Origin of the sequence: Ammoniphilus sp. CFH 90114 (assembly GCF_004123195.1) — a bacterium.
Taxonomy (GTDB): Bacteria; Bacillota; Bacilli; order Aneurinibacillales; family RAOX-1; genus YIM-78166.
The window spans coordinates 1-13,085 of the sequence record NZ_SDLI01000005.1 but is presented as its reverse complement, the minus strand read 5'-3'; the positions used below and the strand labels follow the sequence as shown (position 1 = coordinate 13,085).

Here is a 13,085-nt window from a genome sequence, read left to right as displayed (position 1 = left end):
TCCACACTTCCCACTTCATCAACCCTTCTCATTGTTTGTTGATGAAACTTGTAGAAGCTTCTTTTCAAACAAAAAGCCAAGCGCCCATAGCAACAGAGGAAGACCGAAAGCAATAGGTAAAGCGATAGCTACCCACGTATTCTCCAACAAATCCATGGCGCGGTTGTGGTCAAGGACCACCCAGTAACCCAGTCCGCTTAAGACGATTCCTACAGGAATAATCATCGGACGATAATCCTGCAATCCAAAAATTTTGGCGGCGGAATGGCACGCACAAAATAAGCACATGGAAATTTGAACCAGGATGGATATCGCAAAAAATGCAATCATAATCATCTCATATCGATGTATAAACATCCCAATATGGGCGCTTCTCGCTAATTGCATACAGGCGACAATATATTGGGCGGTGACCTCAGGGGACAGAACAGCGGTTTCTAAAATCGGCCATTGGAGCACCATGAGACCACCCATAGCGATTCCGGCCACGGATGAATTGGCCCATGTTTTTTTATTTTTGACCGTAGGAAGAATCATCGCAGCCATTAAGGTAGCCATCGCCCAGTCGGTATCATTGTGTCTGCTCGTCCAAACCGTATTCCAAAACCCGGATTCAAGTACCGGGAGCAATTCTTGAACATCAAACTCAAGCAAAGAACCTGCCAATATGAGAATGTTAAGAACTAGGATAAAGAATACTCCCACTAGAGCCATTCTCCCAATCACTTCAATTCCGAATACGATCCCATAGCCACCAATGAAGAGGGCGATAAGAATAAAGACGAGGATGGGAACTTCGGGCAAAAAATAATCCATTAAATGATAAACATAGGTAATCATGATGGAACTGTAGGCCCCAGCGAAAAATACAAAAAGGACAAGCGCTACCAGTTTTCCCGCCCATTTTCCCAGCATGACTTGTGTTTGCTCCATGTAATCGAGTTCAGGCGAGCGTCGGATAATAAGAACGGTGAGGAACATCATGGCACAGCCTTGCAACGTGGCAAACATCGTTGAGATCCACATGTCGCTGCCTGCCTCTCGCGCCATGATGCCCTGCGTCATGCCAATTGCCTTGGCGTATACCATATTGATAATCAAGGCCATGAACATGCCATTGGTTATTTGAACCTTCATGATCCTCCATCTCCCTCCTTTCGCTTCTCTGTCGGCAATTTCAATAAGACTGGGCTATTGATATTGGCTTTAACCTGAACATTTGTTGTCGCTTGAGTAAACACTTGTTCCCATCGTGGCTGGAGCTTTTTCCACTCGGCCGGGTATCGGTTATTAAATGTTTCTCCCAGCTTGAGAAAATCGACCTTATATTCCTTTTGTGCTTTATCTATTACGCCATGAATATTATCCTGGAGTTTCTTTTCTAATTCGATTTCTAGTTCTTTTTTCATCGCATCAAGGGAAATATCGCATTCGGATTCCACTAGATCAGCATAAGTGGTCAAGCGGATATCAAACCCTGGTTCCTCATTTTTATAAGTGGGAGTGACACCAAATTTCTGGAATTTGAGCTCAACGGATACTTCTTTTTTCGTTTTGCTAGTCTGATCAGGACAAGGCAATACGACAACACTGGACTCCACATTTTCTATAAACAGCAGCAAAGCTCTCGATTCCTCTGGATCTAGCCAACCGATCATTTTCGTATGCTTAAACACGGCCGTACCTGACAATTCGACCTGCTTAAGGGAACCGAATTGTTCCGGCTTTTTATTCGATACCCCTCGCTCCCTCAAATGCATTCTGGCTAAGACCGGGTGGCTGCTGGCATCCAAAAATGATTCCTCGAACCTCATCACATTGGTTCTTGGCGCCTCGGCCACGATTTCGTTATAGCGAAACAGCTTGTCCAGCGCTTCACCTGGAACGACTTCTAATCCTGTAACGGTCGATACCACTTCAGAAGCCTGATCAGGGGTAACAACCAGCCATGTATTCATGCGAGTCTCATGGTTTCTGGTGAAAAAATCCAACACATCAGTCATTCCGCGTCTTGCAACATCTTCATTGACGACGATAATAAAACTATGTGCCCAGAAGATTCTGCGAGATGAGAAACGGGCCAAATTCCGAATCGCCGAAAATATGCTTTTTCCTTCTGCCGTGATGGAATAGATCGGCTCTCCGGTTCCGCCCGATGGCGCTCCCGTTTGACCCCTGGCATCTGGAGGACGGACAATCTGAGCTGTGACACGAATATTTTCCGGATTCTCCCCCAAATCAAAGCCCACAGCCGTCACCATGGCTAAATCATTAATTTCCCGTTTCCCGCAACCTATCGAAAGGAAAGATAAAAGGAGAAAAAGAAGCATCCAGCGACCCCATTTATCTTTCATTTTAATCCCTCCTCCACATCCTTGTTTTCTTTGATTTTTTAGTCTTATCGTTATTCGTCCCGGGAGTGGCCTTGGGCGGCGAAGGCATCTGATCATCCCCTAGACGTTGAGGGTCCCCTTGAGCCAATTGCGGTCTTTGTTTCATGGACCACCAAGGAGTGCGAATCACAATATCCTTCTGATCCGAAGGCACGAATGGTGTGGCCGGAGCTAAATAAGGTTCGCCGAAAGATCGTATGGATAAAGCGTGAATCACGATGGCAAAGAAAACAACTGCGAATCCCAGCAGACCTAAAGTGCCGGATGCAATCAGCAGCGGAAAACGAAGAACCCGTATAGAAAAGGAAGCCGCATAATTGGGAATAGCAAAAGACGCTATACCCGTTAGAGCTACGACAATGACCATGAATGGGGACACAATGCCTGCTTGAACAGCCGCTTGTCCAACAACCAAAGATCCGACGATACTCACGGCAGACCCAATCGGTTTAGGCATCCGCAATCCGGCTTCTCTCATCAATTCAAAGGCGATTTCCATAACTAGCGCCTCCACCAAGACCGGAAAGGGAACCACCTCTCTACCGGAAGCAATCGTAAAGGCAAGAGTCGTCGGTATCATTTCCTGATGGAAGGATACCAGCATCACGTAAATAGAAGGCAATACCAAGCTAATCAGAAAGGCAATGTAGCGAATGATCCGGAAGAAAGTCCCTACCCAATATCGGTTATAATAATCGTCTGATGCCTGTATGAACTGCCAGAAAAATGTAGGCACGATCAATACGAATGGGGTGTTATCCACGAATATGGCAACCCTTCCTTCTAAAAGAACGGAAGCCACTTTATCAGGTCTTTCGGTACACAAGACAGTCGGAAAAGGAGATAAAGGGGCGTCTTCTATGAGTTCCTCAATATATCCGCTTTCCAACACCGCGTCAATCTCAATTCGTTGCAGTCTCTTTTTGACTTCTTCCACCAATCCTTCTTTCACAGTTCCTTGAATATAGCCGATATTAATATCTGTTTTGGTTTTGGTTCCGATGACCATGGAATCAAACGTGAGGAGCGGATCCCGAATCCTTCTTCGAACATGAGCCGTATTGGTACGGATGTCTTCCGTAAATCCGTCACGGGGACCCCGCACAACGGCTTCAGTTTCTGGTTCAGCCACAGCCCTTGCATCCCATCCCTTGGTTGAAACCACCAGTGCCTTTTCGCACCGGTCCAGCAAAAGAAGAGTATCCCCCGATAAGATGGCATCCACACCTTGTTGTACTTTTGAAATAATTTTCACTCCGGTATTGAGCATTAAATGGATTTTTAATTTTTCGGCTAGATGCGGACCTAAAAGGTTTCCTTCGATTTGGGGACTGAAAATCATTAAGGATTTAAGTATCTTTTCAATATGTCCGGTATTGACTAAACCCTCTGTGTAAAAACATATCCCTTTGAGATCTCTTTCTTCATGCAAAATTAACTCACGATTGTGAAAATCTACACTCGGTCGAATAATTTTTTGGATCATAGCCACATTTTCATCTAATCGAAAATGAAACTCCCGTTTAAGGAGGTCATTTATTTCTGCTTGATTAATTTTTGTATTTGGTGAGGAGGTAGACATCCTCCAATTCCCCTTTCTCGGAGTATGAGACTACATCCATTTTTGTCCAAATCATTAAGTAGTTATTCAACTTAGGAATAACGTGGAAATATGGAGGGAAAGATGAACACTGATAAATAGGGAGGCATCGTATGGATCTTTATCACTCATGGTTTTATGTCAACATTCTCAATTCCAAGTGGTTTGTCTGGTCAATGGTTTATCTCATTTTGGGATTCAATGTACTAGCCCCAATTATAGTGTGGTTTGTGATGAGTGGGAAAAAGATTCCTTTTTGGGGATCTAAGAACAACGGCAATTCTGCAAACTAAAGCTTAAGTCATGAAAATACAAAGCTTTAAGGAATATTTCCAGACCGTTTTTTGTTTAGGAAACCATTGAAAAAACAAATAAGTAGTGACGATATACATCCCCATGTCGTTTAATACTTCTTTTACAAAGGTATTCACGTCATGGGGTTCATCATAATCCCATAGATTATAGTAATCGAGAAGTGTAGAGTCTGTTATTGAACCTAATAAAGCTGCAAAAACACCTACAGGATAAACAGTTCCCTCCACCTTTCTGTATCTGCTAGAAGAAACCAAATAATCCAAACCAAAATGAACGAACAGGTAAAAAACAAAAAATGCACCCTAATTACTGCAATCCTAATGGACAATCCATCATCTTTTTAAAATTACTTCCCGTTGCGGAACAAATAAAAAGACGGATGCCGACAACCGTCATGTACTACCGATTCGATTTCCGTTCAATAAAAAAATATTTACTTCATCAGCTTAGGCATGAATAACATGGTGAGGAGTACGATAGAGCCAAATAGAAATACCCACCAGGATGGCTGGCAAATCGAAGACCGATGAACGCATTGGAGATTACTCAGTGTTATTACAATATCCAAAGAAACGGCATTGGAAAAGCGTTGCTTCTTGGCTTCAGTCAGGTTGCTCGTTCGAAAAAGGTTCGGGAGTATTGCATAAGAGGAATAGTTATTGCTTTCGGCAATATACAGGAATTATCACATAAGCTGTCTGAAGAAAATATCAATGTATCTCCTACATGGGATTCAGATGTTTTAAACTCCACAACCCCACCGTTCTCAGACAAATTAATAATTATCATATAATAGCCATTGCCTACGCAGAGGATGGCACAAATTTGATGATTGAAAATCAATGGCTAGTATTAGGTTGTCGTAAAGCGCTTCGCACTTTACCGTTAGCGGATAAAAAAGATATATCCACCGTCTCTTCCACTCCCTCTCAGGATTCTACCTCTCTATCACTATAACTTTACTATCATTGTAATAATTTGATAATTCTAAAATATCTATTTATAAATTGATTATCTTATTCCACTGGAGGTTGACCTAAAAATGAAGAAGATACGCAAATGGTTTCTCCCCCTTCTCTGTTCCGTTACGCTTTTATGGGGGTGTGGACGTCCGGCAGCCGATCCCACGCCCTCGCCTACTCCTACTCCTGAGACTCCCACACCCTCAACTTCCGAGAGTCCAAAAGTCGAAGAGTCGTTTGAGGTCAGCTTCGGACATGGATTTATGCCAGAGACACCTCACCATCAGGCTGCGTTGATGTTTAAGGAGAAAGTCGAAACAAAGTCAAACGGACGACTTAAAGTAACAATTTTCCCGACTGACCAGTTAGGAAGTGCTCGTGAGCAGTTTGAAGGATTGCAGCTCGGTACCCAACAAGTGGCCTTGCTCCCGACAGCTCGGATTAGTGGATTTGTTCCAGAGCTTCAATTATTTGATTTGCCCTTTTTATTCCCGGATCGTCAAACGGCATACAAGCTTATGGACGGTGAAGTGGGAGCCGCCTTACTCGATAAACTATCCTCACAACAGGTGAAAGGCGTCGCTTTCTACGAAGATGGATTTAAACATTTCACGGCGAACAAAGAGATTCGAACGGTGGATGACTTTAAGGGGCTGAAATTCAGAACGATGGAGAGCCCGATTATCATGGAGCAATTTCGAGTTTTAGGCGCGAACCCGACACCGATCGATTTTGCTGAACTCTATAACTCCCTGCAGCAAGGAGTAGTAGATGGACAGGAGAATCCTTTAGTTACCATCAAAAATATGAAATTCTATGAAGTGCAAGATTTCGTCATTTTAAGCGGTCACGGGTACTTAGGTCATGCTTTTATGTTCAGCCAGAATTGGTTCGATTCCCTTCCGAAGGATCTTCAAGACATCCTAGAAAGTACCGGAAAGGAATTAGCGGCTTGGCAAAGAGCTGAAGTGGAAAAAGAAGAAGCCCTCTATCTAGAGGAAATTAAGAAGCATGGCACTCAAGTGATTGAGCTGGATTCGGAGAATAAAGCGGCCTTAAGAGACCTAACCAGATCCGTACACAAATTATACAGCGACAAATTTGGATCCGAGATATTAGACAAGGCTTACGCTGAGATCGGTCAGTAATCTAGGGCAAGAAAGGTGAGGAATGATTGGCCTTAGGTCAATCGTTCCACTTTTTTAGGGGATGGTGATTTGAAAGGATGAACAGGGTCATTCGTTTCAGTAAAGCCTTGCAAGAATGGTTTATCGGAGTGGGGCTTTTAGTGATTGCCTTGATTTTGTTTTGCAATGTCGTTCTGCGGTATATTTTTAATTCTTCCATAGAATGGGCAGAGGAACTGACCCGTTATGGTATTGTCTGGATCACCTTCATTGGGGCAAGTGTATGTATTTACAAAGGGGCTCACTTAGGAATCGACACGGTTCTAAGCTTGCTTTCTAAAAAGGGAAAACGTAACGTCAACGCCTTCGTTCTTCTTTTATGTATTCTTTTTTGCCTCATTTTTCTCGTTCTATCGTTTAACATCACGCTCAAAGCCTTCGAAACCGGACAGGTTAGTTCAACCATGGGCGTACCCATGTATCTGGTCTATGGCGTCATGCCAGTCAGCGCAATCCTGATGAGCTTGAATTACCTTTCTCAACTTGTTGAACACGTTCGGAGAAAGGAGGAGTCATCTTGATCCTTACTCTCTTTCTCGTTCTCTTTGTTTTGCTGTTAAGCAGTTCTCCCGTTTTTATTGCTTTATCTTTTGCCTCTCTGATCTCCATCTACTTCTTTACGACCCTGCCGATGGAGGTGGTTGCCCAACGGATGTATGCTGGAATTGATAAATTCTCCTTGATGGCCATTCCTTTTTTCATTCTGGCGGCCAATGTCATGCAGTCTGGAGGTCTTTCCTCTCGAATTCTCCGGCTGGCCAATGCTTTAGTTGGACATCTTCGAGGAGGACTAGCCATGGCTGTCGTGATCGCCAGCCTATTCTTCGGCGCCGTTTCCGGCTCTAGTCCAGCCACCGTTGTGGCCATTGGAGGACTTATGCTCCCCGCTTTGGCCAAAGCCGGCTATGTTGAAAAGTTTTCCACGGGGCTGATCACTTCCACCTCTGCCGTCGCCGTGATCATCCCTCCCAGTATCGGGCTCATTGTGTATGGATCGGTGACCGGCACCTCCGTCGGGGACCTGTTTATTGCCGGATTTCTGCCAGGTATCCTGTTCGGTTTGATCTTTATTCTTTACAGCTACTACTATGCAAAAAAACATGAGATTAAGGTAAACCCTAAAGCTTCCACTCAAGAATTAGGGGCAGCCTTCAAAGATTCCCTTTGGGCACTCGGCATCCCCGTTGTGATCGTCGTTGGCATATATGGAGGCATTTTTACCCCTACCGAATCCGCCGCCGTGGCTTCCATTTATGCGATCTTTATTGCTTTATTTATCTATCGTGATCTGGATTACAAAGGACTCTTAAAAGCATCCATAGAATCAGGAATCGGAACGGCCCAAATCATGATTCTCCTTGCTGCTGCTTCTGTTTTTGCCTGGGTCCTCACACGATATCAAGTCCCTCAGGAATTAGCTGTAGTCATGGTCTCCATCAGCGAATCGAAAATCGCTATTCTTCTCATGATGAACCTCATCATGCTGATCGCAGGGATGTTCATTGATTCTGCATCCTTTACCATCATCTTGGCACCATTGTTTCTTCCCATCGCAGCCACTTTTGGGATCGATCCCGTTCACCTCGGAATCATCATGATCTTAAATGGAGCCATTGGTATGTTTACCCCTCCGTTTGGCTTGAACTTGTTTGTAGCGGCTGGAATTGCAAAAATACCGGTAACGAAGGTCATGTATGGAGTGGCCCCGTTTATCCTCTTGGCTCTGATCGTTCTTCTGTTGGTCACTTATATTGAAGGGATCTCGCTCTTCTTGCCTGAGATGATGAAATAAAAAAGAAGCCTACCGGTGAAACACTGGTGGGCTACAACAACCTCATACACATTCGCTAAAGGGGAGTGATCATACATTCTTCGGTTTCAGGGGTGGTAATGGACAGAGACCAACTTGCAATAGAACCAGCCCCACCTTCATTAAGATCAAATACGAAAAGGCTCCACGTTCCATTCGGATCCAATCCGATAAAGTTCCCGAGGTTTACACTAGGCGAAGTCGTAGGGGCATCTGGAAGCGTTTCTAATCCTCCATAGTTTGGCCACCAAAAACAAAGGTATTACTGGGAAAACGCCGGCAGATCTGTCGGGAAGGACAGCACGACTTGGTTTTAATCGAACTTTTGTCATCTCTATAATTTCCTAATAGCCTGTTACAGCTTCAATACCCGACCACACATCTTTCACATAACTTCCGCTCGCCTCAAGACGTTCCAACCATTTTTCAGCTTCCCGTTCTCCAACTTCATGGACAGATTGATAGCCTTTCTTCAATTCCTTCTCCACATCAGGCGTCATCTTGCTGCCATCTCCACAAACATAAAGCTTTCCTCCACGTTCGAGAATGTCGATTAATTCGGATGCGTTTTGAGCCATCAAATGTTGTACATACATTTTAGGTTGGCCTTCCCGGCGTGAGAATGCGGTATGAAGTGTCTTTTAAAGATTTTTAGCCCGGAGTTTTTGATGTATGTATGGTGGAGCTGAATGGGATCGCCCCCATTTGGAGGAGCGGTCTTTATTTTACTAGGTTTTAATACGCTAAAACACCCATAATACCGAAAGTTTAGAAGCGGGACCCTCTGTCCCGCTTCTTTTATTGTTATCGAATGTTGACGGACAGGATAGTGAGCATTTAGAACAGTAGTCGTCCGTTAGACGTCGATGCTAGACGCCTGTCTTATCGTTAATTTCTTTCCTTGATATTAGGTCGATAAAGGTATTGATTGTCTGGTTTTGATTCTTCCGTGTCAATAAATAGGTGTGTGCAGACGGGAGAGAGAAGTATGGAAAAGGAATCATCTCGATATTTCCCTTCTCGATCTGGTCTTTCACTGTTGTGAGCGGAAGAAAGGATATGCCCATCCCTTCCTTAATCCATTCAATGGAAACGTGTACCTTGTTTACCTTCATGGTTCTCACATTAGATACGTGTCGCCGAAGCTGAAACAATAGGTCATCCCAGTATAGCGGATGGTTATTGGTGAACAGTAAATTTTCTCTGAAGATGTCGTTCGTACTTACCTCTCTTTCATTTCGTACACCCACGCCGTGTGGACCAACGAGAACAATGGGGTCGTTATATAGTTCAATACTTTCCAATTGTTCCTGTACGGCGGGAATTCGGCTAATGCCGATGTCACACTCCTGATTGATCACGCTCGCTACGACTGACCTCGAATCCGTTACTTCAATGGAGAACTCTGTTTCTGGATTCACTTTGCGAAAATCTCTAATCCACCTGGGAAGATAGGTTGTTGCAACGAGTGTAGATACAGAGATTTTGATCGTTTCCTGGTAACCCTGAAGACGCCTTGCGACATATTCTACGCTCCCGTTGTAGGTCTCCATAATGGTTTTGGCGTACTCTAAGAATCCAAGTCCTGTTGGATTTAACTGAACTGACCTACCGACGCGGTCGAACAGCTGAGTTTCGAGCTTGTCTTCAAGATTTTGAATATGAAGCGTGACCGTTGACTGGGCAAGATGGAGTCTCTCCGCAGTTTTCCTGAAATTTCCCTCTTCTGCAGCCGTTATAAATGTATTTAGCCAACTAAGTTCCAAAGTGACTCTCCTCCTGATGACTACGATATTAACACTTTTGATCAGTATGGACGATCAATCTATTCATATATAATCATTATACATGATCAATTGTTTATTCTATACTTAATTCAAGGGACGAACAAGGGATCTTTTCGTAAACAAAAAAATAAAAGGATGGTTGAGAATGAGGAACATTTCTGTAGAACAAATTCGCGATGCTGTTGCTGTACTTTGCTGGGAGGCTTGTTATTACCTGCCAGAAGACATTGTGGAAGGATTCCATAAGGCTCTGGAAACCGAACAATCTCCACTGGGGAAATCGATCCTTGAGCAGCTCATTGAAAACGCTCAATTAGCAGCCAAAGAAGACAGACCTTACTGCCACGATACAGGGCTTACCGTTGTTTATGCGGAGGTGGGCCAGGATGTACACATCATGGGAGGAGATTTTGAAGGCGCGATTCATGATGGCATTCGAAAAGGCTACAAAGAGGGATACCTTCGCAATTCAATCGTAGGGGATCCATTACTCCGAGTTAATACAAACGATAATACCCCAGGTGTGATACACACCAGAATCGTTCCTGGTGACAACATTAAACTTACCGTGCTGCCTAAGGGGGGCGGAAGTGAGAATATGAGTGCCATGAAATTCTTGCTCCCTGGAGAAGGGGTGGCAGGGGTGAAGAAATTTGTATTGGACACGATTGAAGCTGCTGGCGGAAGAGCGTGTCCCCCTATCGTCGTGGGAGTGGGTATCGGCGGGAGCTTCGATAAAGTAACGGAGATTGCAAAAGAAGCCGCACTGCGTGAAGTGGGTGCTTATCATCATGAACCGCATATTGCTCAGCTAGAGAAAGAATTATTGGAAGAGATCAACAAGCTGGGTATTGGTCCGCAGGGACTGGGTGGTACGAATACGGCATTATGGGTAGCTGCTGAAACCTATGGATGCCATATTACAGCTCTTCCAGTTGCCGTGAATATCCAGTGCCATGCTGCACGTAAAAAATCATACGTACTTTAAATTTACAAAGGAAGGTGCTCAAAATGGCCAAGGTCTATTTACAAACGCCGCTTACGATGGAGGATGTTTTAAATTTACAGGCAGGAGATGAAGTTTTCCTCAATGGAATCATATATGTAGCGAGAGACGCAGCCCATAAGCGGTTTCTCGAGCTGTTGGACAAGAATCAACCCCTTCCTTTGGATCTAAAAGACCAAATCATCTTTTACGCAGGGCCTACACCGCCTAAACCCGGTCAAGTGATTGGATCCATCGCTCCTACAACGGCTTCCCGCATGGACCCTTACACACCGGCCATGTTTGAATACGGGGTTAAGGGTGTGATTGGAAAAGGGCCGCGGGGTCAAAAGGTAAAAGATGCGTGCATAGATCACCAAGCCCTTTGTTTTTCTGCCGTTGGCGGACTATCCGCCCTCCTAAGTGATAAAATCCAATCCGCAGAAGTAGTGGCATATGAAGATCTGGGCCCAGAAGCCATTCGTCAACTTATTGTTAAGGATTTCCCGGTTATGGTTGTCTATGATGCACACGGTAACGATCTTTATGAACAGGAGATCGCAAAGTATCGGACAATGTAGCAAACGTACCTTTTTTCCTTTCTGTTTGATTAATCAAACGCAAGCAGTCACTTTTTTGCAATCGTCTTCCTTTTTTGAATAAAAGAGAAGATTGACAGTTTTTTATCTTAGTAATAGGAACCAAACGCGCTTGTTCAATCTTAATAGTTAACGGAGTTAAATAGAAGAAGGAGCCATCGTGAAGTGACCCCTTTTTCAGTTGTTTAGCTATTAGGCGGCAATCTTCTAGCTCTTGAGATGACCTACGATCCTCTATTTAGGGTGAAAAAGGAAGTTCTCCAAGGAAAGCGGACATTGGTTCCGTTAATTCTCCATTTTAGAGGAAATTCTATTGATTTTTAAAGAAATAAGGGAACGTATGTCCTTCAACTCGTCTAAAAAGCGGTTTTTTAAGGAAATAGCGAACTCTATGTCCGGATGGTTTAACAGTCTGCCCTATACTCGGCTAACGGGAGTCTTTAGAACAATAAATAAACAACAAAAGCCAGTAATTCCTTTGCTTAGGAAGACCGGCTTTTGTTTATCATCATTGAGTTGTTATAGCTTTTTTTATTAGCTTAATGTCCATTTCGAGATCGGAAACCTTACCTGTTAAGTCTTTGTTGGAATCTAACTTCAAATTAATTTGTTTTAACAATCCAGTGACATCTTCAGGCACTTCTCCACCCATTCGTTTAACATCGGTTTTGACTTCTTCAACATTATTTTCAATACGAGAAACCTTTGCTTCTCAAACAACAATCCCAACAACCACAGCACAATAGAATGTATTGGTAATGGAATATTTTGCTTATTTTTTCACGTGGACATACTTCTATTCATCTACACCTCCTACTATTTCTATTTAACTCCACTTACTACCTACTGGAAGCGTGTAGGATTCTGCGATAGGTAATGTGTAGAAGTTAATTCAAATTAGTGCCAGCCTAAATGCTTGTTCTAGTTTTTTTTCATTTAAGGGTGTTTGCATGGCTCTTTTTTATGTAAATCTTAAAAAGCTAGACTAGGAATGAAACAGACCTAGATCTTCTCGTGTTTTTATCGGTCATTTTTTTAAGTTTGAATCTTTTTTCCTTTAGTAATCCGTTTTCATTAAGTCTGAGGAGGATTCCTAGTGTAAAGAGGTCCAGACCTAGACGGATTCTCACGAATTTTGGAGAATGCTCACGAATCTGCTTCTTTTTCTCACGATTACGATGTGAATTCTCACTTTACTGTAACCATTCCAAGTAATTAACCCGATATTCTCACGATATCAGCCATTTTACTCACGGACGTGGAACTCTTTCAAATAAGTTAAGATGAATAAGATCGTTCAGCCAAAGAAAAATCTCCCACCCAATTGAAACTCACGAAATCCCCTCCTTAACTCACAAACGATAGTTACGAGGTCACAAACCAGTAATAGTTATAAATAAAAAGATTAGTCACGGCACGCTGCTTCAGCCATTCGACCACCAGGAGG

11 protein-coding genes and 1 pseudogene are annotated in these 13,085 nt (G+C 43.5%); 6 read left to right on the top strand and 6 right to left on the bottom strand.

Annotation, left to right across the window (positions count from 1 at the left end; translation table 11 throughout):
- Nucleotides 1–18 precede the first annotated feature (18 nt).
- From EIZ39_RS12340 to EIZ39_RS12320, 4 genes are all read right to left on the bottom strand, one after another.
- Entirely contained in the window at nt 19–1,137 is a 1,119-nt protein-coding gene (locus EIZ39_RS12340) for a GerAB/ArcD/ProY family transporter (RefSeq protein ID WP_129200297.1), read from the bottom strand.
- Nucleotides 1,134–2,354, bottom strand: a complete 1,221-nt coding sequence (locus EIZ39_RS12335) for a Ger(x)C family spore germination protein (RefSeq protein ID WP_240675793.1) — start codon at nt 2,352–2,354, stop codon at nt 1,134–1,136. The genes EIZ39_RS12340 and EIZ39_RS12335 overlap by 4 nt, the downstream gene beginning before the upstream one ends.
- A 1-nt stretch (nt 2,355) precedes the next feature.
- The gene (locus EIZ39_RS12330; RefSeq protein ID WP_129200296.1) at nt 2,356–3,975 is read right to left on the bottom strand and encodes a spore germination protein; all 1,620 of its coding nucleotides are present in this window, start codon (nt 3,973–3,975) and stop codon (nt 2,356–2,358) included.
- Nucleotides 3,976–4,289: 314 nt separating this feature from the next.
- Entirely contained in the window at nt 4,290–4,535 is a 246-nt protein-coding gene (locus tag EIZ39_RS12320; protein ID WP_129200294.1) for a hypothetical protein, read from the bottom strand.
- Between the two features lie 281 nt (nt 4,536–4,816).
- On the opposite strand from EIZ39_RS12320, the gene EIZ39_RS27725 reads away from it, so the two are divergent.
- The 4 genes from EIZ39_RS27725 (at nt 4,817) to EIZ39_RS12300 (ending at nt 8,249) form a co-directional block, all read left to right on the top strand.
- Nucleotides 4,817–5,101 carry a DUF3231 family protein gene (locus tag EIZ39_RS27725; RefSeq protein WP_368666320.1) on the top strand — a complete coding sequence of 95 codons (285 nt, stop codon included), beginning with the start codon at nt 4,817–4,819 and terminating at the stop codon, nt 5,099–5,101.
- 249 nt (nt 5,102–5,350) lie between these two features.
- Nucleotides 5,351–6,418, top strand: a complete 1,068-nt coding sequence (locus EIZ39_RS12310; RefSeq protein WP_129200292.1) for a TRAP transporter substrate-binding protein — start codon at nt 5,351–5,353, stop codon at nt 6,416–6,418.
- Nucleotides 6,419–6,495: 77 nt separating this feature from the next.
- A complete protein-coding gene (locus tag EIZ39_RS12305) occupies nt 6,496–6,978 on the top strand; it encodes a TRAP transporter small permease (RefSeq protein ID WP_129200291.1) in 483 nt (160 codons plus the stop codon).
- Complete coding sequence (locus EIZ39_RS12300) at nt 6,975–8,249, top strand: TRAP transporter large permease (protein WP_129200290.1); 1,275 nt, start codon at nt 6,975–6,977, stop codon at nt 8,247–8,249. Before EIZ39_RS12305 ends, EIZ39_RS12300 begins: the two co-directional genes overlap by 4 nt.
- A 362-nt stretch (nt 8,250–8,611) precedes the next feature.
- On the opposite strand, the pseudogene EIZ39_RS12295 reads toward EIZ39_RS12300, so the two are convergent.
- Nucleotides 8,612–8,905: pseudogene (locus tag EIZ39_RS12295) on the bottom strand (hypothetical protein); the annotation flags it as partial.
- Between the two features lie 231 nt (nt 8,906–9,136).
- Nucleotides 9,137–10,033: a LysR family transcriptional regulator gene (locus tag EIZ39_RS12290; RefSeq protein WP_129200289.1), complete on the bottom strand. Its 897-nt coding sequence runs from the start codon at nt 10,031–10,033 to the stop codon at nt 9,137–9,139.
- Nucleotides 10,034–10,199: 166 nt separating this feature from the next.
- On the opposite strand from EIZ39_RS12290, the gene EIZ39_RS12285 reads away from it, so the two are divergent.
- Together EIZ39_RS12285 and EIZ39_RS12280 are read left to right on the top strand one after the other, a co-directional pair.
- Nucleotides 10,200–11,042 carry a fumarate hydratase gene (locus EIZ39_RS12285; protein ID WP_129200288.1) on the top strand — a complete coding sequence of 281 codons (843 nt, stop codon included), beginning with the start codon at nt 10,200–10,202 and terminating at the stop codon, nt 11,040–11,042.
- Between the two features lie 23 nt (nt 11,043–11,065).
- The gene (locus EIZ39_RS12280) at nt 11,066–11,620 is read left to right on the top strand and encodes a Fe-S-containing hydro-lyase (RefSeq protein ID WP_129200287.1); all 555 of its coding nucleotides are present in this window, start codon (nt 11,066–11,068) and stop codon (nt 11,618–11,620) included.
- Nucleotides 11,621–13,085: the final 1,465 nt, after the last annotated feature.

Coding starts and splice junctions, on each gene's coding strand:
- EIZ39_RS12340 (WP_129200297.1), bottom strand. CDS start 1,137: ATGAAGGTTCAAATAACCAATGGCATGTTCATGGCCTTGATTATCAAT.
- EIZ39_RS12335 (WP_240675793.1), bottom strand. CDS start 2,354: ATGAAAGATAAATGGGGTCGCTGGATGCTTCTTTTTCTCCTTTTATCT.
- EIZ39_RS12330 (WP_129200296.1), bottom strand. CDS start 3,975: ATGTCTACCTCCTCACCAAATACAAAAATTAATCAAGCAGAAATAAAT.
- EIZ39_RS12310 (WP_129200292.1), top strand. CDS start 5,351: ATGAAGAAGATACGCAAATGGTTTCTCCCCCTTCTCTGTTCCGTTACG.
- EIZ39_RS12305 (WP_129200291.1), top strand. CDS start 6,496: ATGAACAGGGTCATTCGTTTCAGTAAAGCCTTGCAAGAATGGTTTATC.
- EIZ39_RS12285 (WP_129200288.1), top strand. CDS start 10,200: ATGAGGAACATTTCTGTAGAACAAATTCGCGATGCTGTTGCTGTACTT.
- EIZ39_RS12280 (WP_129200287.1), top strand. CDS start 11,066: ATGGCCAAGGTCTATTTACAAACGCCGCTTACGATGGAGGATGTTTTA.